This is a genomic window from Paenibacillus sp. FSL H7-0940, from assembly GCF_037979415.1.
Classification (GTDB): Bacteria; Bacillota; Bacilli; order Paenibacillales; family Paenibacillaceae; genus Paenibacillus; species Paenibacillus amylolyticus.
In genome coordinates, this window is sequence record NZ_CP150280.1 from 113,985 (window position 1) to 135,759 (window position 21,775).

Consider the following 21,775-nt stretch of genomic DNA (forward strand, 5'->3'; position numbering starts at 1 on the left):
GGCGTGAAACAAAGGTGGTACCGCGAAAGCTAACCTTTCGTCCTTTGATGGATGAAAGGTTTTTTTGTTTTTTTTTGGCGAAGATGATGAAGTAACGGAGGAATGACACATGTCTGAGGAAAAAAAATCAGCTACAACAGAAATGCCGACCACTTACGATCCTAAGGCGGCAGAGGATAAATGGTACTCCACCTGGATGGAACGTGGATATTTCAAAGCCGGTCAACGTAAAGATGCCGAGCCGTATACGATTGTAATTCCACCCCCAAATGTGACAGGGATGCTGCACATTGGGCATGCGCTCGATTTTACACTGCAGGATATTCTGATCCGCACCAAACGGATGCAAGGTTATGACGCACTGTGGCTTCCGGGTTCCGACCATGCAGGTATTGCTACTCAAACCAAAGTGGAGCAGAAGCTGCGTGAAGAAGGTCTGACTCGTTATGATCTGGGACGTGACAAGTTTCTGGAGAAAGTATGGGACTGGAAAGATCAATATGCCACTACCATTCGTCAGCAATGGGGCAAAATGGGATTGTCGCTTGATTACTCACGTGAACGTTTTACGCTGGATGAAGGTCTGTCCCAAGCGGTTCGCAAAGTATTTGTTCAACTGTATGAAAAAGGCCTTATTTACCGAGGCAAACGCATCATTAACTGGGACCCGGTGAACCGGACAGCTCTGTCCGACATTGAGGTTGAATATAAAGAGGTTCAGGGTCACCTGTACCATCTGCGGTACCCGCTCAAAGACGGAAGTGGCTACGTTACAGTGGCAACAACGCGTCCTGAAACGATGCTGGGTGATACAGCGGTTGCTGTTCATCCGAAAGATGAGCGTTATGCAGATATGATTGGTAAAGTACTTGTACTGCCTATCATTGGACGCGAAATTCCAATTATCGCTGATGATTATGTGGATAAAGAGTTTGGAAGTGGTGCAGTTAAAATCACACCTGCGCATGATCCAAATGACTTTGAAGTAGGTCTTCGTCATGATCTTCCTCAGATTACGGTAATGGATGAGAGCGGTACAATGAATGCTGAGGCAGGAAAGTATCAAGGACTGGATCGCAGTGACTGCCGCAAGCAGATTGTTGCTGACTTGAAAGAGCAGGGCGTATTGATCAATATCGAGGATCACACGCATCAGGTTGGACACAGTGAACGTACCGGAGCTGTTGTTGAGCCATATCTGTCTACACAGTGGTTCGTTGAGATGAAGCCACTTGCAGAGAGAGCGATTAAGAAACAACAGAGCGGCGAAGGGGTTAATTTTGTTCCAGATCGTTTTGAGAAAACCTATCTGAACTGGATCGAAAACGTTCGTGACTGGTGTATTTCCCGTCAACTGTGGTGGGGACATCGTATACCTGCCTGGTATGATGAAGAAACAGGTGAAATCATCGTATCTGCTGAAGATCCAACAACGCTGCCAGAGTATGCTGGACGCAAGCTCAGACAGGACGAAGACGTACTCGATACTTGGTTTAGCTCCGGCTTATGGCCATTCTCCACACTAGGTTGGCCGGAAGATACGGAAGACCTGAAACGTTATTATCCGACAAGTGTACTTGTGACAGGGTATGACATCATATATTTCTGGGTTGCACGTATGATTTTCACTGCATTGGAATTCACCGATGAGATTCCGTTCAAGGATGTGCTGATGCATGGTCTTGTTCGTGATGCAGATGGACGCAAAATGTCCAAATCACTGGGCAACGGTGTAGATCCGCTGGATGTGATTGAGAAATACGGCGCAGATGCAATGCGTTACATGATCTCAACCAGCAGCACCCCAGGTCAGGATCTGCGTTTCCGTTGGGAACGAGTGGAGCAGGCTCGTAACTTTGCCAACAAGATCTGGAATGCTTCGCGCTTTGCATTGATGAATCTGGAAGGATTCACCTATGAGGAACGTGACATTAGCGGAGAGCTTGGTACAGCCGATTATTGGATTTTGCACCGTCTGAACGAAACTTCCCGCGATATTACGCGTCTAATCGAAGCGTATGAATTTGGGGAAACGGGTCGTGTGTTGTATAACTTTATCTGGGATGACCTGTGTGACTGGTACATTGAGTTTGCTAAGCTGTCCTTCTATGGGGAAGATCCGGTTGCCAAGAAGAAAACACAATCCGTGCTTGCTTATGTGCTGGATCAGACCATGCGCCTGATTCATCCGTTTATGCCATACATCTCCGAAGAGATCTGGCAGCATCTGCCGCATGAAGGTGAGACCATTACGCTGGCATCATGGCCGGTATATGATCCTGCTCTTGAGAACCCAGAGGCTGTTGCCGAGATGAACCTGCTTATGGATACCATTCGTGCAGTGCGAAACATTCGTGCAGAAGTGAATGTGCCGATGAGCAAAAAGATCGAGTTGATGGTCAAAGCAAATAGTGCGGAGACGTCCAGCATCATTGCGCGTAACAGTCACTACATCAAACGTTTCTGTAATACGTCCGAGTTCGATAGTGGGCTGGATTTAAACTCACCGGATAAGGCAATGACTGCGATCATTACGGGGGCAGAACTATACTTGCCGCTCGCAGGTCTTATTGATATCGAGCAGGAAGTGGCTCGTTTGGAGAAAGAGTTGGAGAACCTTGAGGGCGAAGTTCTCCGTGTAGAGAAAAAGCTGGCGAACGAAGGCTTTGTAGCCAAAGCTCCTGCCAAAGTTATTGAGGAAGAGCGCGCCAAACAAGCAGATTATTCCGATAAACGGGATAAAGTGATTGCACGAATCAAGGAACTTAAAGGTTAATATATGTGGGTCGGATGGAGAGCCATTATGCCATCCGGCCGCTTTTTTCACTCAAACTCGGGACCGAAGGTGAATCAGATGACGGAATTAGACGGGACAGATGCAGCAGCTCCTTTACTTACGTACAACGAGGCCGTGGACTGGATCAATGGCCTTATTCCTTTTGGCATCCGACCTGGATTGGAACGAATCGAGAGTCTGATGTCCATGTTAGGCAATCCACACCAACGTCTCAAATTTATTCATGTCGCGGGAACGAACGGCAAAGGTTCGACTTGCGCTTTTTTGACGTCAGTGCTTCTTCAGGCTGGATATGATGTGGGTACCTTTACGTCGCCTTATATCACCAAGTTTACAAACCGTTTTCAATACAACGGTGAGGATATTCCTGAAGAAATCCTGCTTAAGCTCTCGAACCGATTACATCCACTGGTCATGGAAATGGCCTCCACTCCGCTTGGATCACCCACGATGTTTGAGGTGTCCACGGCTCTGGCGCTTCTGTACTATGCAGAGGAGTGTTACCCTGACGTTGTGGTATGGGAGACGGGGCTAGGGGGAAGGATGGACGTAACGAATATTGTCGCACCTGTTGTGTCCGTCATCACGAACATTGGTATGGATCATACGGATGTGCTTGGAGATACGATTGAGCAGATTGCTGGAGAAAAGGCAGGTATTATCAAGCCGGGAGTACCCGTTGTGACTTGCGCGACTCAACCCGAAGCTGTGAAGGTGATTCAGGAGAAAGCACAGCAGCTTCAATCAAGCGTGTATTTGGCTGGAGATCAATTCTCTTATCATAGACTGGACAGCAATGAGAACGGACAATCTTTTCATTTTACAGGCCCGTTCCGTGATCTGGACGTTCGCATACGCATGCAGGGCTCACATCAATGTGACAATGCAGCGGCCGCACTTATGGTGCTTGAATTGCTTAGACAATACATGGCATTTATGCTGGATGACAACGATATTGTACTTGGACTGGAGAATGCTTTCTGGGCAGGAAGATTCGAAAAAGTCGTCGATGAACCCCGAATTGTGCTAGATGGAGCACATAATCCGGAAGGGGCAGAGTCACTGGCCAAGAGCATTATGGATGTCTATCCGCACAACAAGTTAATTTTGATGATGGGTATGTTGGCAAATAAGCATCACGAAGCGTATTTGCAGCATATACTGCCACTAGTGGATACGCTGATCCTGACCGAGCCAGATTTCCGACGCAAAATGGATGCAGCCGAATTGCTGCAGATTGTCGAACGGGTACGTCCCGCCATTGCGAAGCAGGAACTGGAAATCATCGTCGAGCCCGAATGGGCAAAGGCACTTGATCTATTGAAGTCACGGACGGAAGCGGAAGATCTGGGGGTGGTCTCCGGCACACTGTACCTGATTGCGGATGTGCGGGCAGCCCTTTTGCATCAAACCGATTCTGAAAAAGGTTGGTGAAAGTTTTGTTAAATACATCGGAACACGTTCATTTTATAGGGATTGGCGGATATGGCATGAGTGCCATCGCAAGAGTTATGTTGGAAATGGGATACACCGTTACCGGATCGGATGTCGCTTCACAGGAGTTGACCGAGAAGTTGGCAGCCAAGGGAGCGAAAATATATATCGGACATACGGCAGAGCACGTCACTGGAGCAGATCTTGTTGTCTACTCTACGGCAGCGCCTGCTGATAATGTGGAACGGGTAGCAGCTGCAGAGCTGAACATTCCGATTCTGCATCGTTCCCAGATGCTTGCACGTTTGTTGAACGAACGTAAAGGTGTGGCTGTAGCTGGGGCTCATGGTAAAACAACCACTTCATCCATGATTGCACTTGTTATGGATAAATGTGATACAGATCCGACATACATTATTGGCGGAGAAATCATGAATGTGGGTACCAACGCGAAGGCCGGTCAAGGCGACTGGGTAGTCGCTGAAGCGGACGAGAGCGATGGTTCGTTTTTGCAGTACCATCCATGGCTCGGTATTGTAACCAATATTGAGGCAGATCATCTGGAGAATTACAACAGTGATTTTGAGGAGCTCAAAAGGGCTTATGTGCAGTTCCTGAGCCAGATTCGTCCGGAAGGAACAGCGATTGTGTGTTCTGACGACGAGAATGTTCAAGCGATTTTGCCAGAACTCAAGTCACGGATTACAACCTATGGTATTGATCGTGCTGCAGATTATACGGCAACGGATATTGTATTGGGCGATCGCCGTATCTCCTTTACGATGAATCATCAGGGTGCTGCTATGGGCACGGTGGAATTATCAGTGCCGGGTAAGCATAACGTTTATAATGCAATGGCTACTGTGATTACCTGTTTGGAAGCGGGCATTCCATTTGAGAAGATTGTAGCAGCCATCATCCAATTCCACGGAGCCAAACGCAGATTCCAGGTATTGGGCGAGGCGCGTGATATGCTGATCATCGATGATTATGCTCATCACCCGACTGAGATTGAAGCTACAATTAGTGCCGCCAAAGCAACGGGCAAACGCATTATTGCGGTATTCCAACCACAGCGTTATACGCGGACGTTCTTCCTGCTGGATGCGTTCAGTCGTGCTTTTGCGGAAGCGGATGAAGTGCTTATTACGGATATCTATTCTCCTGCGGGCGAAAAACAGATCGAAGGGGTAACCTCAGCCCGACTGGTTGAACTGATCGTTCAAAACAGTAATGCTTCTGCACGTTACCTCCCAACGAAAGAGGAAGTTGTGGCTGATTTGCAGCATCGTCTGCAGCCAGGAGATCTTGTGATTACGATGGGCGCAGGTGATATTTGGAAAGTCGGCGATACACTTGCCAAAGGTTTGAAATAGATCAATTGAGAAATCGCCTGTCTTCGATACGAAGCAGGCGTTTTTTGCGTTATATGGAATTTATTCTCCAGTCTCTGCATATAGCTTATATAAATGGGACAAAGGAGAGGGTACGGGTGAGCAATGCTAGAATGACGTTTCGCTTCGGGGATCATGAGTCGGACAAGCCTGAAAACAAGAGGATATCTGCGTCCAGTCCATTGGTGACGTTAAGTGAAGAATTACCGCATAATCAACCGCTAACGCCTAAGCAGATGGATACAACCCCATCATGGACGCCTGAGGATATCCCCGGAGACTGGGGAGAGACAGTGCTGACAAGCTCTACTGTACCTGAACCTGACGAGCGGGTGAGTCATGATTCGAACTTGAACTTGGATGAGGCCCATTATTTTGGGAACCGTTCCGGTTACGGTTATGTTAATCATACCGATAATCCGGAGGAAGAGCGTCGTGATCTGTCCAATACCCATGATGATCAAGGCCACGACTGGCTTGCAGATTCGGAGAACTATTCCTATAAACGCAATCGCCCTCCAAGGGGATGGAAAATGATTGGTTCTGTCACTGGAGCACTTGTTACCGGAGCGCTTTTTGGCATGGTTATTCTTTCATTTTTTAATAAAGAAGGAGCCGCGAAGCCAGGCGATCTTCTGCCCGTCAATCAGGCAGTTTCTACTGTGACAGGTCAGGAGGGGGCTGCAGGTACAGAACAGCAACTTCAGACAGCTACGACTGGCAGCACGTATTATGCACTTCAATACGGTGTATTCAGTTCTCCTGAACGTGCTGAGCAGGCCAAGCTTGAGCTCGCTCAGGCAGGGATAGCCGCAGGTTCTGATCCTGAAGATGGCAATCGAGTATATGCAGGCATTTCGGCTGATCGTGAAGAGGCCAAGCTACTTAGCTCCAGGCTAAAAGCCCAGGGAGTTGAACTGTATGTCAAGGAGATTGTGAACCCTGAGATCAATCCGGCTATATTCGGTGGCAAACAAGAGGATGTGCAGCTTTTCTTCACAAACAGTTCTGCACTGGTGGAACAATTATCTACTTTGTCCATTCAGCAGCTGGGACAGTCTGCTCCGGCAGCAGTTTCTACAGAAACGATGACCGCGATTCAAAATAAGCACGAGTCATGGCTGACGGGATTGAATAGTCTTACACCTGGCCTGACCGCAGATGTACAACCTATTATTGGTGGAATGGAGAAATCAATGAACAGTGCAATTACGGCTATCGCGGAGTACAACAAAAACCCGGATGATGTACACATGTGGTCCGTGCAGTCCGATCTGATGGAATATGTACTGCAGCAGAAAAAATGGCTCGAAGCGATAAAGCAGTAACATGCTCTTTCCCATAACAACGCTTGGAAATACCCATCCGGCAAGGAACTGGAAATAGTTCCCCTTGCCGGATTTGTGTTTGTATTGACGTACAAAACCCCGTATAATAATGTGGGTGTCAAAAAATGGCGAGGGAAGATTACCGATGAAAAAAAACTTCGGCATGTTATTGCTGTTTCTGCTGCTCGGCTGGATGGCCGGAGCGTGGATCGCCAAGGCACTGCAGCCTGTAAAGGCAGTAGCCTTTCTTACGAAAGCCACGACCATACGTTGGTCGCCACAGGCTGATCTGGATATTATCAGTTATAATATTTCACTTCAATTTCAAATGAGCCTTCTGAGTCTGATCGGTATGATTGCCGCTGTGTGGCTGTATCGCAGACTGTAGGAGAATGACGAGTTATGACGAAAAAAATTAAACCAGTGACATCTATTATCGTGATCCGGACAGGATGTTGCCGTGGCATAAGGAGCCGTTCATTTTGGATAACACACAACAGCGCCCTATTATTCTGGCCTCCACATCGCCTCGGCGCAAAGAACTGATCGCATCACTCCACCTAGCGTTTGATGTAATACCAAGTCATGCCAATGAAGATACACCACCAGAGTGGACACCTGAACAGACGGTACAGGAACTTGCTTTGCGCAAGGCGCTTGCCGTGTATCGCGGGCTTGAAGGCCGCGAGCAGGAAGCCATTATTGTTGGTAGTGACACCGTTGTTGTTCTGGATGGTGAGATTCTAGGCAAACCTTTGGACGAAGCGGATGCTGAACGTATGTTATCCCGGCTGCAGGGCCGCGTACATCGGGTGTTTACGGGCGTCGCTTGTATTGATGCCGGCAATGGACAGTCGTTAGTTCATTACCGCCAGACCGATGTGACGATGAAAGAGCTGTCGGATGCGACCATCCGTGCTTATGTGCAGACAGGTGAGCCTTCAGATAAGGCAGGATCATATGCCATTCAGGGCATTGGTGCTTCACTGATCGACCGCATTGAAGGATGTTATTTTAATGTGGTTGGCTTGCCGCTATCTTTACTAAGTGATATGTTGGACGGGTTCGGCGTACATGTGTTGCCACGAACATGAATGAAGCCAAATGTTGTGAAATGAAAAGAGGGAACATATGGAGTCGCCTCAATACATGATGCGCGACATCCCCCAGGAAGAACGCCCGAGAGAACGCATGATGGAATACGGGGCGGGCGCCTTAAGCCATGCTGAATTGCTGGCAATTTTACTTCGAACAGGCACTAGACAGGAATCCGCGGTGCATATGGCACAGCGGATTCTGGCCGAAGCGGGTGGCATTCGCTCGTTGATGGATTTGAGTCTTGAAGAACTGACCGCGATGAAAGGGATCGGCAATGCCAAGGCTGTGCAATTGAAAGCTGGCATTGAGCTGGGTCATCGGATTGCCAAGAGCAGACTCACACAGTCGACTTCAATTCGTACACCGCGTGATGCAGCTGATATCCTGATGGAACAATTGCGTTATTTGCAAAAAGAACATTTTGTGTGTCTCTTTCTGAATAGCAAAAATCATATTATTGCCCAGGAAACACTCTCCATGGGCAGCCTTAACGCTTCGATTGTACATCCACGTGAAGTGTTCCGGGCTGCCATCAAATGCAGCAGCGCATCGATTGTGTGCGCACACAACCATCCGAGTGGTGATCCTACGCCCAGTCCGGAGGATATCCAAATAACCAAGAGACTGATTGAAGCAGGCGCTATTGTTGGCATTGACGTGCTTGATCATATTATTATCGGAGATGGAACGTACGTAAGTTTGAAGGAGAAGGGCTTAGTATAATATAATGGTTGGCGTTGATGTTTTCCTATGAATGTTAACGGCGTTGTCCGTAAAAGATAGGTTCACTTTACAAATGCAAAAAAACAAATGCGAATATTAGCTCCACGTATTGCGTGGGAATAAAATTATTACGCTCTGGATCAGAATGGAGCGGCTATATGAGGCAGAAAAGGAGATTATGTTATGTTTGGTGGTTTTACGAAAGATTTGGGTATTGACTTGGGGACAGCAAATACGTTGGTTTATGTACGAGGAAAAGGAATTGTGGTGCGAGAACCTTCGGTTGTCGCTATACGGACAGATACAAATAGCATCGAGGCAGTAGGTGAAGCCGCCAAAAAAATGATTGGACGTACACCAGGTAACATTCGTGCCATTCGTCCAATGAAAGATGGCGTGATTGCCGATTTCGATACAACGGCAACGATGATCAAATATTTCATCCGTGAGGCGCAAAAACAACGCTCCATGTTCCAGCGTCATCCAAACGTGATGGTATGTGTACCATCCGGGATCACGGCAGTAGAACAACGTGCGGTTGAAGATGCAACCAAACAGGCTGGAGCACGTGAAGCCTATACGATTGAAGAGCCTTTTGCTGCTGCAATCGGTGCAGATCTGCCTGTATGGGAACCAACGGGTAGTATGGTTGTCGATATCGGTGGCGGTACAACGGAAGTGGCTGTTATCTCTCTTGGTGGTATTGTAACGAGCCGTTCGGTTCGTGTAGCAGGTGACGAGATGGATGAATCCGTTATCCAGTACATCAAACGCCAATACAATCTCATGATCGGTGAGCGTACATCGGAGCAATTGAAGATGGATATCGGATCAGCTATGCCATTGGAACAAGTAGAAACGATGGAAATTCGTGGACGTGACCTTGTAACAGGTCTGCCGAAGACCATTACGATTACTTCGGACGAGATCAGTGAAGCGCTGGCTGATACGGTGAATGCAATTGTTGAAGCGGTAAAAGTAACACTGGAAAAATGCCCGCCTGAACTTGCAGCCGATATCATGGATCGGGGTATCGTTCTTACAGGTGGTGGGGCGTTGCTTCGCAACCTGGACAAGCTTCTCGCTGGTGAGACAGGAATGCCTGTCATTGTGGCTGAGAACCCGCTGGATTGTGTAGCCATCGGAACAGGTAAAGCGCTAGAGAATATTCATTTGTTCAAAAGCAGAAGCAGTTCGGCAGTTCGTTCCAAACGTTAATTGGTATTTGCCTAACTTGGCATAGCGACCAAGTGGCAAGATATCTTTATAGAGGACCCGGTTAACCCCGGGGATGAGCTATTACCCGCTTAACAGGGGAGGATCGGCTGATATTCTCGCAGGGACTACAGGTCTGACAGTCTCCCCGCCGGGCATGGCTCGGAAGAGAATATGGATGTTAGAGGGTGTTCGAACTGTTTAAACTGCTAGGCAACAAAAGACTTTTTGTTTTGCTGGTGGGCCTTGTTACATTTATCGCGTTAATGGGCTTTACGCTCAGTCCGCGAACCACTCTATCCTGGCCGGAGAAATTCCTGAAGGATTCAGTTGGATTTGTACAATACGTATTTTACAAGCCCGCTTCCTATGTAGCGGGCTTTTTCAAAGATGTAGCGAACATGCGTACGGTATATGATGAGAATGAAGAGCTTCGCATCGCAATGGGTCACTATACCCGGGATCGGCTGAAGTACAATGATATGGAGCAAGTGAATGAGCAACTTCAGAAAGCGCTCAATTTCACAGAAGAACAGAAGAATCGCTATAATTACGGTTCACGAATTGCTCAGGTTATCAGTGCCAATTCAGATCCAAATAGCAGAACCATTAACATTGATATCGGTGAAAATGCGGGAATCAAGCCGGGGATGGCCGTTACCTCCCAGGAAGGGCTGGTCGGCGTGATCAGTCATGTCAGCTCATATACATCAACGGTTAATCTGTTAACGTCCATGGACGCCAATGATCCGACATCCAATGCCATTGCAGCAACGGCGGTAGGTAAAGAGAAAGTGTTTGGTATGATTGAGAGCTACGATCCGAAGACGGGCATGCTCAAGATGACCAAAATCTCGGAAGATTCTAATATCCAAAAGGGTGATGAGATCATCTCTTCGGGGATCATCAATAACTTTCCCAAGTATATGCGGATTGGTGAAGTGAAGAGTGTCGAGAAAAGTGAGTATGGTTTAACCAAAACAGCTACAATTGAGCCATATGCAAGTTTCCTTGACTGGAAAGAGCTGATTGTCATTATCCCGCCTGAGGTAAAAGAGTAATGGTGACACGCAAGCAAGTTTTGTTCCTGTTACTATTCGTTTTGTTCATTGCGGAAGGCACAATTTTGCCGCTGCTCATCCCTTCTGGTTGGCAGATGCGTATTTCTGCCAATCTGGTCTATATCGTAATTTTGTTTATCGCTGTATATCATCATCGACACACGGCACTAGTACTCGGTATATTTTTTGGACTATTGCATGACGTTGTATTCTACGGCGAGATGATTGGACCTTATGGATTCTCGATGGGATTATCGGCATATATGATGGGACTCATTTTTCAAGCACCACGTGCACCACTGCCGGTTATGGTATCGGTTGTCATTTTGGGAAGTCTGCTTAATGACACCATGCTATTTTTCCTGTACAAGCTCTTCCAACTTAACCACGTGACCTTTGACTGGGCGTTGATTGAATACATGATTCCTAATTTGTTCATTCATTTTGTGTTTGCCTTGATCATTTATGTCCCCCTTCGGAAACAACTGGAGCGGATCGGCAAGAGACGGAGCAAGACAGAAGAAGCTTCCTAAATACATTTATGGAGCGCAAAGCAGGAACTTGGGGCCCCGGGCACGAAATGTAATGAGATGGGAGGGACAGGCTTATGACGGTAAAATCGAATCACGTAACGATTAAAGGCATCCGAGACGGCCTGGTTTTCCTGTTGGACGATCAATGTGAATTCGAGGAATTGCTCTATGAGCTCCGCTATAAGCTGGAACACAGCCATCAAAATATTTTGACCGGACCGATTGTTCATGTGGATATCAAGTTGGGTGCCCGCGAAGTGACAGAGGACCAGAAAGAAGCAATCCTCGATATATTGAAGCAAAAAGGGAATCTGCTTATTCGATCCATCGACTCACCTGCACTCCAACCGGAGGTTAAAGGACCACCGCCGATTGTAACCATGTGTGGTATGGTGCGTTCAGGTCAGGTGCTTCATCATGAAGGAAATCTCCTGTTTCTTGGGGATATCAATCCGGGGGGCACAGTGACGTGTACCGGAGATATATATGTGTTGGGTTCACTCAGAGGTATGGCTCATGCCGGAATTGGCGGGGACGAGGAAGCGATCATTGCCGCTTCGGTATTTGCACCGACGCAGCTACGGATTGCGGATATCATCAGTCGTCCTCCCGATGAATGGGAGAGCCGAGAGACCGGAATGGAATTTGCTTACTTACAGGACAATCAGATGCAGATAGACAAAATGAGCAATATCGTTCGGTTACGCCGAGATTTTAATGTGTTTAAAGGAGTGTAGCTCATGGGAGAGGCGATCGTGATCACTTCGGGTAAAGGCGGCGTGGGTAAAACAACCACCTCGGCAAACATCGGGACAGCGCTGGCGTTGCTCGGCAAAAAGGTTTGTCTGGTAGATACCGATATCGGCCTTCGTAATTTGGATGTCGTGATGGGACTCGAAAACCGTATTATTTACGATCTGTGCGACGTTGCGGACGGCCGCTGCCGTCTGAATCAGGCTTTGGTCAAAGACAAGCGTTTCGAAGAATTATATATGTTGCCTGCGGCGCAGACGAGAGACAAAAACTCAGTGTCTCCAGAACAGGTCAAGGATATTATCCTTGAATTGAAAAAAGATTTTGAATACGTCATTATTGATTGCCCAGCCGGCATAGAGCAGGGTTTCAAAAATGCGGTAGCAGGAGCAGATCAGGCCATCGTGGTCACTACACCGGAAAATGCTGCAGTACGTGATGCGGATCGTGTCATCGGCCTGCTGGAGAGTTCGCACATTCAATCACCAAAGCTGGTGGTGAATCGAATTCGTAATAATATGGTTAAATCGGGTGATATGTTAGATATCGATGGTATTTTACAAGTACTTAATATTGACCTGATTGGCATCGTGCCTGATGATGAACTGGTCATCAAAGCGGCCAATTCAGGAGAACCTACGGTCATGAATCCGGATTCACTTGCGGCAATTGCGTATCGCAACATTGCACGACGCATTCTGGGAGATACGGTCCCATTGATGCAGCTGGAGCAGAAAAAGGGCGCTTTTACTCGTTTCAAAAAGTTCTTGGGAATGGGTTAACTCATTTAAATGGACTTATTCATTATCTGATTACATGACAGCCGTGGCTTATAGCCCGGCTTTTTTTGTTACCTGCGGGCAGGCTTGTTCATATTATCAACCACCTCTTCATAGGATGTAGTAAACAAGCCTCGGCGGGAGGACATTCCATGAACACGAAACTCAGAATCAAGCAGAGACGAGAAGAACGTATCCGGCGACTGATGGATGGTGCCACTGTGGAGGTCTTACAGGAGCAGAAATTAGGTTCACTGTTGGACAAGAATGAGATCATACACCCAAAACCATTTACGCCGCCTAGTGAGGGGACACAGGAAAGAGATCCGGAATGGTTGTGGAAAAAAGAGAATGGTCATTTCGTTCCAGGGGGGCATTCGAGATTTAACCTGTTCAAGTCACTTCTCAAACGGACGGTTATTAGCGCTTTGATATTTGGCGGAGTATGGGGTCTATTTCAGTTGGATACATCGTGGACGACATCACCCAAAACAGTAATTGCGGATGCACTCCATCGGGATATGGATTTTGCCTCAGCAGCGGCTTGGTATGAACGGCATTTTGGAGGAACGCCTTCGTTTCTTCCGGTCCTCGGACATACGACGGATGCTGTGAACGGATTGAAAGTAAGGCAGTTGCTGGGCAAACCGATCTCAGGCACGGTGGTTCAGCCATTTGCGCTGAGCATGAAGGGAATTGAGATCGTTCCGGATGCCGCAGGTGCAGAACTTATACAGGTCGCAAGTTCTGATGCTGGGCGTGTAATGGAGGTTATCGGAGATGCAGCAAGTGGATTCACAGTTGTCATCCAACATACAGGCAATGTCACGGCAATATACGGTCGGCTGAACGAAAGTGAAGTGAGCGTGAATGATTGGGTGGAAGCGGGGAATCCAGTGGGGAGTCTTAAGGCTACGGGTGGTGAACAACCGGCCACGCTCTATTTTGCAGTCAAAGAGGGGGAGGAGTACGTAGACCCGGCGGAAGTTGTTGCCCTTGATTAGGGTGTGGGGAGTCCGTATTACGTTTCATCCGTTTTTTGTAATTATCATGATGGCCTCCCTTCTGACTGGACATTTTATTGAACTTATTACGTTGTTTGCTATCGTATTCATTCATGAATGTGGACATGCTGCGGCAGCGGCACTTCTGGGCTATCGTGTCTTGTCGATCCAGATGCTTCCTTTTGGAGGAGTAGCGGTTATTGAAGATGGAGGTACGATCACGGCCTACCGGGAAATCATGATTGCTCTCGCTGGTCCATTACAAAACATCCTGATGGTTGGCGTGGTTATGCTGTTACAGTATGGCAATCTGGGCGATCCGGTATTTCTCAACTATATCATTCAGGGGAACCTGCTCATTGCTCTCTTTAATCTGCTGCCTGTACTTCCTCTGGACGGAGGTAAAATTGTTCAGGCACTTGTCAGTCTGTGGGCACCCTACTATACAACATTAATGTGGACTTACAGAATTAGCATTCTGTGTAGCGTAGGGGTTATTTTATATGCTATCAGCCGATGGTTTACTGGAGACTACGGCCTACCGCTCAACATTCTGTTAATCGGCCTTTTTTTGTTCTATTCCAACGTAACGGATTACCGAAATGTGCCCTATCGCTTTATTCGTTTTCTGATGAATCGAGAGGGTGCGTTTGCTCGTCACGCGGCTACTGGCAGTTTGGCGCAGCCAATAATCTCATTCCCGGCGAAACCTTTGGACACTATTTTGCGTCTATTAAAGAGAGAAAGATACCATATGGTATACGTGATGAACAGACAGGGTCGAATTATGGCCGTATTGCCTGAGCAACGGATTATCGGTTCCTATTTTCAACAAAATGGTAATAAATTGTAGTGTTCTGGTGGACCTGTTCTGAAATGGGTTAATATATGTACAATGAGAATTGAAAAGATACTGAAATGGATGTGGATGATTTGAATTGTCTTCTAGAGGTGAAGCCATGAAACAAATGATAGTACATAATGAACATAACCTCATGCAAATGGCGCTTCTGGAAGAAGGCAAAGCTGTGGAATTTACGGCAGAGCGTACACGTGATCGTGGACTGCTGGGTTCCTTTTTCAAGGGACGGGTCGTGAATGTGTTACCAGGTATGCAAGCTGCTTTTGTGGATATTGGTCAGAAAAAGAATGCGTTTCTCTATGTGGACGATGTGTTGCATCCCCATCTGGAGAAACAGCCCAAGGTGAAGCCTTCCATCTCGGAGTTGCTTCGTCCGGGTCAGGAAGTCATTGTTCAGGTTCTGAAAGAACCGGTAGGAGGCAAGGGAGCCCGGGTGACGACTCATTATTCACTCCCGGGCCGTTGGCTTGTCTACATGCCTGTTGCTGACTATGTAGCGGTATCCAAGAAAATTGCCCGTGAAGGGGATCGTTCCCGTCTTAAGGCACTTGGGGAGCAACTGAGGCGGGATGAAGAAGGACTTATTATTCGGACCGTATCTGGAGAAGAGCAGCATGAAGCCATTAAGTCGGACTTGGAAACATTACGCGCGCAGTGGTATCTGATTCGTGAAAAAGCGGACAGTTTGCCTTCACCAAGCCTCTTGCATAGGGATCATAGCATGGTACAGCGAATCATCAGAGATGTGTATACGCCAGGGAGTGACGAAGTCATCACTGATAGTGAAGGACAAGCCCGTGAGGTAAAAGCATTGCTCGAAGAGATTAGTCCTGGTCATCAACCCAAAGTACAGGTGTATCGGGGAACAGAATCCATCTTTGCTGCCTATGGTGTGCAGGAACAGTTGAATAAGGATTTTGCCCGGAAAGTGTGGTTGCCCGGAGGCGGATACATTGTCATTGATCATACCGAAGCTCTGACTGTAGTGGATGTGAACACGGGTAAATATACGGGAGCTGGCGGTGACAGTCTGGAAGAGACCGTGACAGAGACCAACATACAGGCAGCAGTGGAGATTGCCCGTCTGATGCGCCTGCGGGATATCGGTGGCATGATTATTGTCGACTTCATTGATATGGAGGAAGCCTCGAATCGGCATGAAGTCGCAGCAACCTTGGAGGGGGAGCTCAAGAAGGATCGGACCAAAGCATTTGTAATGGGTTGGACCAAGCTGGGTTTGCTCGAACTTACCCGTAAGAAAGTGCGGGAAGAGAGTACGTTGCCCTATGTGGAGCCGTGTTCTTCCTGTCATGGTACGGGAAAAAGATATATTTCACCTTTGCATTGATTTTTGATATATTGCGTGATATAATCTTCAAGTATGTGTTTAGCCTAATGGTCTTGCACATGCTGTAACCGCACTGGCCGGGTATAAGAACAGTTCCGCAAGGACACTGTCACCTGAGAACGGGCGAGTCTGAGACATGAGGAGGTGCAAGGCAAATGTACGCAATTATTGAAACAGGCGGCAAACAGTACAAAGTCCAAGAGGGCGATGTTCTGTTCATCGAGAAATTGACTGCGAACGATGGCGAAAGCGTAACGTTCGACCGTGTCCTGGCTGTATCTAACGATCAAGGTTTGACAGCAGGTACACCATTGATTTCCGGAGCTACTGTAACGGCTAAAGTGGAGAAACATGGCAAAGGACAAAAGGTTATCGTATACAAATACAAACCTAAAAAGAACTACCATGTGAAGCAAGGTCACCGTCAACCGTACACTAAAGTAACTATCGAAACAATCAAAGCGTAAAGAAGGTGCGATAAGTGATTATCGTTCAAATCTTTCGTGATGAGGACGGGAACATCGAACGTTTTTCCATTGAAGGGCATGCTAATTTTGCCAAGCGGGGAGAAGACATCGTATGTGCCGGGGTATCCGCTGTTACAGTGGGTACGGTGAACTCGATTGAAACATTGACTGGTGTCGAAATGGATGCCAAGATGAAGAATGGCTTTTTAAGTGGTTCTTTACCTTTGTTAGAGAGAGGGGAAACTTGGTCCCAGGTACAATTGTTACTCGAATCCATGGTGGTTATGCTCTCTAATATTGCAGAGTCATACGGGAAGTATATTAAAATACAGCAATTCAAATAAGCAAAGAAGGAGGACAACCAATCATGTTGAAATTAAATCTTCAGTTATTCGCATCGAAAAAAGGTGTAGGTTCCACGAAGAACGGACGTGACAGTAATGCTCAACGTCTGGGTGTTAAACGTGCTGATGGTCAAACTGTAACTGGTGGTAGCATTCTCGTTCGCCAACGCGGAACGAAAATTCACCCAGGAACTAACGTTGGCATCGGTAAAGATGACACTTTGTTCGCGAAAATCGACGGCGTTGTAAAATTCGAACGTTGGGGACGCGATCGCAAAAAAGTAAGCATCTACCCTGTTAATGTTGCTCCTGTAGCAGCAGCAGTAGAAGCGTAATATCGGCATTCCGCCTAAGGAGCCTTCGGCATTTTTGCCGAAGGTTTTTTGTATTCAACGGTTATTCGATAATGAACTGGCAGAAGAGACATGTTATACTTGGTTACGGTGGGTGTAGACCAACCGAGTTTTGTAGAACGGGGAGAAGCCATGAAATCTTGGAAAAGAGTGCCGTGGATTGCGGCATGTTCACTTCTGATTCCTTTGGTTTTCGTTATGTTGTATCCGGCGATGATCTCAAGCGTCGTGTGCGCATTGTGGTCCGTCGCAGTATTGCTCATTTCTGTGAATGCGATGAAGAAACAGGCGGAGGCGGAACGCAGAGCCATCATACAATCCATGGAAAAGACAGCAATTGCTTCATTAAATCATCATCGACACGACTGGATGAACGACCTTCAGGTGTTATATGGATATCTTCGGCTGGGCAAACTTGATAAATCCTTGCAATGTGTGGAAAGAATAAAAGAGCGGGTTACAGAAGAAAGCCGAATCTCCAGATTAGGTATTCCTTCCCTCGTATTTTATCTTCAATCTTTTCGCGCCAGTGGAATTGCGCTGGACTTGCATGTGGAAATAGAAGATGAGTTGCAGCTTAGTGCTCTGGTCTCTCCCGAGGATGGCGAGTCACTTACCGGGGCGATTGCTGATGCAATCAGGGCCTATCAATATGGCGGCGGCCGGTCTTCTTGGGGAGAGGTTCGCAAACTGACCTTAAACTTCGGACAGGATCATGGAGATGTGGTTGTCCGACTGGATGGGGATCAAACACCCGATCCGGAAACACTGCGGCAGCTTACTGCCGTACTCAAAGGAAAAAAAGTCAGAACGGAGCAGTTTCCGTCTGAGGATACGTTTATACAATTCAGAATGCCGTGTGGAATATAGGAAGAAGGGGTTAACCAATGTTTGTAGATAAAGCGAAGATTTATGTAAAAGCCGGAGACGGAGGGGACGGAATTATTTCGTTCCGTCGTGAGAAGTATGTACCAAACGGCGGACCTGCCGGGGGCGATGGAGGCAGAGGAGCTGACATCATTTTCCGCGTGGATGAAGGTTTGCGTACGTTGATGGATTTTCGTTACCAGCGTCACTTCAAGGCCCCACGTGGTGAGAAGGGACGTAACAAAAGTCAGCATGGTGCAAACGCGGAGAACATGATTGTGCGCATTCCACCAGGAACTATCATCTTGGATGAAGACAGTGGAGAAGTACTGGCGGATATGACACGTCACGGTCAACAGGTTGTTATTGCTCGTGGTGGTCGGGGCGGACGGGGTAACATCCGATTTGCTACACCGAACAATCCTGCACCTGAACTTGCCGAGAACGGTGAAGAAGGACAAGAGCGTTACATCGTACTCGAACTGAAAGTTATGGCAGATGTTGGTCTGGTTGGTTTCCCGAGTGTCGGGAAATCTACATTGCTTTCTGTCGTTTCGTCAGCCAAGCCAAAGATCGGGGCATACCATTTCACAACCATTACACCGAATCTGGGTGTAGTCGGTGTAGGAGAAGGCCGAAGCTTCGTTATGGCCGATTTGCCTGGACTGATTGAAGGTGCGCATGAAGGTGTCGGACTGGGACATGAGTTCCTACGTCATGTCGAGCGTACTCGGATTATTGTTCATGTCGTAGATATGTCGGGTTCTGAAGGACGCGATCCTTTTGAAGACTGGCAGAAAATCAATGACGAATTGAAGTTGTACAATCCGCTTCTCGCCGAGAGAACGCAAGTTGTAGCAGCTAACAAGATGGATATGCCAGACTCTGAAGCGAACCTGGAGCAATTTTTACAGCAAGTTCGTGAAGTGCAACCTGATATTGAAGTGATGCCAATTTCATCCTTGACTCGTAAAGGGATTCAAGAACTTCTGTATCGTGCAGCTGATCTGCTGGATCAGGCTCCAGACGAGCGAGTGGTTGAAGAGGTAGCAGATGTATCTGAACGTAAAGTATACAGTCTGGACAAAAAAGAAGACGATGGTTTCAAAATTGTGCGTGAGAATGAAATGTTCGTTGTCGAAAGTGCCAAGATTGACCGCATGATGAAACGGATGCAACTGAACTCGCACGAGGCTATACTGAAACTCGCACGTACACTGCGTTATATGGGTGTGGATGCTGAGTTGCGTAAGCGCGGAGCTGTAGAAGGCACCATCGTTCGTATTGGAGACTTTGAATTCGAATTCGTGGAAGGTAGCAGTTACTACTAAGTAGCCGTCTTCCGTGGAGAGACAGATTGATATAGGAACGCAGAGAAGTGGGAAGTTGACCCGCAACTCTGCGTTTTTTTTGTTTTTTCCTGACATGGGAGAGGGATAAACTTGTATACTGTGAGGAACGTATTTCAAAAAATAGGCGTGTCATGTATTGCCCTTTTGTCATAGATCCTATATAATGTCCACTATATGAATACATGAGTCTTTGAGGAGAGGACGTTCTGTGAACGAACGCTATTACTTAGTACGGGAAGATATTTTACCAGAGGCAGTGGTGAAGACCATGCAGGTAAAAGAACTACTGGCTTCTGGTGATGTTAAAACAGTGCATGAGGCGGTTGAACAGGTCGGATTAAGCCGGAGTGCCTTTTACAAGTACAAAGATGGAATTCATCTGATCAACCAGCTTGAGCGCGAGAGAATTGTAACGATCTCCATTGATCTGGAGCATCAGTCGGGGATCTTGTCTCGTGTGCTTGGACATGTAGCTGGTTATGGAGCTAATGTACTCACGATTAATCAGAGTATCCCGCTTCAAGGAAGAGCCAATGTTGTCATTTCGGTGGAAACGACACATCTTCATGGCGAAATTGGTGAAATGCTGGATCGAATGCAAGATATGCCTGGAGTAAGACGTACACGTATTGTAGGCCAAGGGTAATTAGGCTTTAACATACAGGACTGACGGACAAGAATAGACATTAGGGGGTAGATCGTTAGTGAAACCAGTAAAAGTCGGATTGTTGGGTCTGGGAACTGTCGGAACGGGAGTCGTTCGCATTGTGGAAGGGAATCAGGAGGATCTGAGCAGTCAGGTTGGATCGCCGATTGTCATCGAGAAGATCGCAGTGAAAAATACAGAGAAAGAACGTGTTATTGCTGTAGACCGTGCCAAGCTTACGGAAGATCCTTGGGAAGTCATTCGTCATCCGGATATTGATGTCATCGTTGAAGTCATGGGCGGCATTGATCAGACGAAGGAGTATATTCTTGAAGCGTTGGAACGTGGGAAACATATCGTAACAGCAAACAAAGATCTTATGGCACTGCATGGTACAGAGATTTTGGCGAAGGCACAGGAAAAACAATGTGACGTGTTCTATGAGGCGAGTGTTGCTGGAGGGATTCCGATCATTCGTACGCTGATTGAAGGTTTCTCTTCTGATCGGATTACCCGCATTATGGGGATTGTGAACGGAACAACGAACTTTATTCTGACCAAAATGAGTCAGGAAGGTGCATCCTATGAAGAAGTACTGGCTGAAGCACAGGCTCTGGGATATGCCGAATCGGATCCAACTTCCGATGTGGAGGGACTTGACGCAGCTCGCAAAATGGCGATCTTGAGTACACTCGGTTTCCGTACCAATGTGGAGTTGAAGGATGTAACCGTTAAAGGGATATCCTCCGTAACTCGTGAAGACATTATGTATGCCAAAAGACTGGGCTATGAGATGAAGTTACTTGGTATTGCGGACCGTATTGGTGATGAGATCACGATTAGCGTTCAGCCGACAATGGTTAGACAGAATCACCCGATTGCTTCAGTCAACGGTGTGTTCAACGCAGTATATGTACACGGTGAAGCTGTAGGTGAGACGATGTTCTACGGTGCGGGTGCGGGAGAACTCCCAACGGCAACTTCGGTTGTAGCTGACATTGTAGCGGTTACCAAAAACCTTAAACTTGGCGTGAACGGTCTCAAAGCCATTGTGCCTTATAAGATTAAGCGACTACAAAGCGACGAGCAAATCGTGTCGAAAAACTTTATTTTACTACACGTAGACGACAAAGCCGGTGTATTGGCACAAATCACACAAATTTTCGCAGAATATGATGTCAGTCTGGCGTCGGTTGTTCAACAGCCGAATGAGCACAACCCGGATGCCGAGATCATTATCGTTACACATAATGCAAGTAAGGCAAGCATGGATAAAGTGTTAAAACATTTTGAATCACTCAGCGTCATTCGCCGCATTAAGAGTGTCTACCGGGTCGAAGGATAATTGTCCTTATCCCATACGGCATCTCAATTATTTCAGTTATAACGTACAAGTTAATCATATCCGGTTCAACAG

Annotated in this window: 22 protein-coding genes and 2 other annotated features (1 of these 24 running past the window's edge); all 22 genes read left to right on the forward strand. The window is 47.2% G+C overall.

Features of this window, described 5'->3' with window-relative positions; genetic code table 11:
• Positions 1-48: a binding site (T-box leader), on the forward strand; it begins 234 nt to the left of the window's first position.
• Between the two features lie 61 nt (positions 49-109).
• The 22 genes from MHB71_RS00525 to MHB71_RS00630 all read left to right on the forward strand — a co-directional run bounded on the left by MHB71_RS00525 (position 110) and on the right by MHB71_RS00630 (position 21,703).
• The gene (locus MHB71_RS00525; protein ID WP_340028527.1) at positions 110-2,776 is read left to right on the forward strand and encodes a valine--tRNA ligase; all 2,667 of its coding nucleotides are present in this window, start codon (positions 110-112) and stop codon (positions 2,774-2,776) included.
• 78 nt (positions 2,777-2,854) lie between these two features.
• The gene (locus tag MHB71_RS00530) at positions 2,855-4,231 is read left to right on the forward strand and encodes a folylpolyglutamate synthase/dihydrofolate synthase family protein (RefSeq protein WP_076253344.1); all 1,377 of its coding nucleotides are present in this window, start codon (positions 2,855-2,857) and stop codon (positions 4,229-4,231) included.
• Between the two features lie 56 nt (positions 4,232-4,287).
• The gene (gene murC, locus MHB71_RS00535) at positions 4,288-5,607 is read left to right on the forward strand and encodes a UDP-N-acetylmuramate--L-alanine ligase (protein WP_047841184.1); all 1,320 of its coding nucleotides are present in this window, start codon (positions 4,288-4,290) and stop codon (positions 5,605-5,607) included.
• A 116-nt stretch (positions 5,608-5,723) separates the two neighbouring features.
• Positions 5,724-6,953, forward strand: a complete 1,230-nt coding sequence (locus MHB71_RS00540) for an SPOR domain-containing protein (RefSeq protein ID WP_340028528.1) — start codon at positions 5,724-5,726, stop codon at positions 6,951-6,953.
• 145 nt (positions 6,954-7,098) lie between these two features.
• Entirely contained in the window at positions 7,099-7,341 is a 243-nt protein-coding gene (locus MHB71_RS00545; RefSeq protein ID WP_036605903.1) for a DUF4321 domain-containing protein, read from the forward strand.
• A 64-nt stretch (positions 7,342-7,405) separates the two neighbouring features.
• Positions 7,406-8,047 carry a Maf family protein gene (locus tag MHB71_RS00550; RefSeq protein WP_174806459.1) on the forward strand — a complete coding sequence of 214 codons (642 nt, stop codon included), beginning with the start codon at positions 7,406-7,408 and terminating at the stop codon, positions 8,045-8,047.
• 37 nt (positions 8,048-8,084) lie between these two features.
• A complete protein-coding gene (gene radC, locus MHB71_RS00555; RefSeq protein WP_036673540.1) occupies positions 8,085-8,774 on the forward strand; it encodes a DNA repair protein RadC in 690 nt (229 codons plus the stop codon).
• 183 nt (positions 8,775-8,957) lie between these two features.
• Positions 8,958-9,992: a rod shape-determining protein gene (locus MHB71_RS00560; protein ID WP_017692612.1), complete on the forward strand. Its 1,035-nt coding sequence runs from the start codon at positions 8,958-8,960 to the stop codon at positions 9,990-9,992.
• A gap of 185 nt (positions 9,993-10,177) precedes the next feature.
• Positions 10,178-11,050 (forward strand): rod shape-determining protein MreC, encoded by an 873-nt coding sequence (mreC, locus tag MHB71_RS00565; RefSeq protein WP_340028529.1) that lies wholly within the window; start codon positions 10,178-10,180, stop codon positions 11,048-11,050.
• Complete coding sequence (gene mreD / locus MHB71_RS00570) at positions 11,050-11,583, forward strand: rod shape-determining protein MreD (protein ID WP_036605906.1); 534 nt, start codon at positions 11,050-11,052, stop codon at positions 11,581-11,583. The genes mreC and mreD overlap by 1 nt, the downstream gene beginning before the upstream one ends.
• A 74-nt stretch (positions 11,584-11,657) precedes the next feature.
• On the forward strand, positions 11,658-12,320 hold the full coding sequence (minC, locus tag MHB71_RS00575) for a septum site-determining protein MinC (RefSeq protein WP_017692615.1): 663 nt from the start codon (positions 11,658-11,660) through the stop codon (positions 12,318-12,320).
• A gap of 3 nt (positions 12,321-12,323) precedes the next feature.
• Entirely contained in the window at positions 12,324-13,118 is a 795-nt protein-coding gene (minD, locus tag MHB71_RS00580) for a septum site-determining protein MinD (RefSeq protein WP_017692616.1), read from the forward strand.
• 149 nt (positions 13,119-13,267) lie between these two features.
• Positions 13,268-14,119, forward strand: a complete 852-nt coding sequence (locus tag MHB71_RS00585; protein ID WP_076320302.1) for a M23 family metallopeptidase — start codon at positions 13,268-13,270, stop codon at positions 14,117-14,119.
• Positions 14,112-14,972 carry a M50 family metallopeptidase gene (locus MHB71_RS00590; RefSeq protein WP_076329937.1) on the forward strand — a complete coding sequence of 287 codons (861 nt, stop codon included), beginning with the start codon at positions 14,112-14,114 and terminating at the stop codon, positions 14,970-14,972. Before MHB71_RS00585 ends, MHB71_RS00590 begins: the two co-directional genes overlap by 8 nt.
• Positions 14,973-15,078: 106 nt before the next feature.
• Positions 15,079-16,329, forward strand: coding sequence for an Rne/Rng family ribonuclease (locus MHB71_RS00595; RefSeq protein ID WP_036605911.1), 1,251 nt, complete (start codon positions 15,079-15,081; stop codon positions 16,327-16,329).
• 56 nt (positions 16,330-16,385) lie between these two features.
• Positions 16,386-16,470 (forward strand) — a sequence feature (ribosomal protein L21 leader region).
• Between the two features lie 14 nt (positions 16,471-16,484).
• Complete coding sequence (gene rplU, locus MHB71_RS00600; protein WP_017692620.1) at positions 16,485-16,796, forward strand: 50S ribosomal protein L21; 312 nt, start codon at positions 16,485-16,487, stop codon at positions 16,794-16,796.
• A 14-nt stretch (positions 16,797-16,810) separates the two neighbouring features.
• The gene (locus MHB71_RS00605; protein WP_036605912.1) at positions 16,811-17,140 is read left to right on the forward strand and encodes a ribosomal-processing cysteine protease Prp; all 330 of its coding nucleotides are present in this window, start codon (positions 16,811-16,813) and stop codon (positions 17,138-17,140) included.
• A gap of 23 nt (positions 17,141-17,163) precedes the next feature.
• Positions 17,164-17,475, forward strand: a complete 312-nt coding sequence (gene rpmA / locus MHB71_RS00610; RefSeq protein WP_017692622.1) for a 50S ribosomal protein L27 — start codon at positions 17,164-17,166, stop codon at positions 17,473-17,475.
• Between the two features lie 90 nt (positions 17,476-17,565).
• Complete coding sequence (locus MHB71_RS00615) at positions 17,566-18,363, forward strand: Spo0B domain-containing protein (protein WP_235193928.1); 798 nt, start codon at positions 17,566-17,568, stop codon at positions 18,361-18,363.
• A 17-nt stretch (positions 18,364-18,380) separates the two neighbouring features.
• Positions 18,381-19,691 carry a GTPase ObgE gene (obgE, locus tag MHB71_RS00620; protein ID WP_036673545.1) on the forward strand — a complete coding sequence of 437 codons (1,311 nt, stop codon included), beginning with the start codon at positions 18,381-18,383 and terminating at the stop codon, positions 19,689-19,691.
• 229 nt (positions 19,692-19,920) lie between these two features.
• The gene (locus MHB71_RS00625; protein ID WP_017692625.1) at positions 19,921-20,358 is read left to right on the forward strand and encodes an ACT domain-containing protein; all 438 of its coding nucleotides are present in this window, start codon (positions 19,921-19,923) and stop codon (positions 20,356-20,358) included.
• Positions 20,359-20,416: 58 nt separating this feature from the next.
• A complete protein-coding gene (locus MHB71_RS00630) occupies positions 20,417-21,703 on the forward strand; it encodes a homoserine dehydrogenase (protein ID WP_017692626.1) in 1,287 nt (428 codons plus the stop codon).
• Positions 21,704-21,775: the final 72 nt, after the last annotated feature.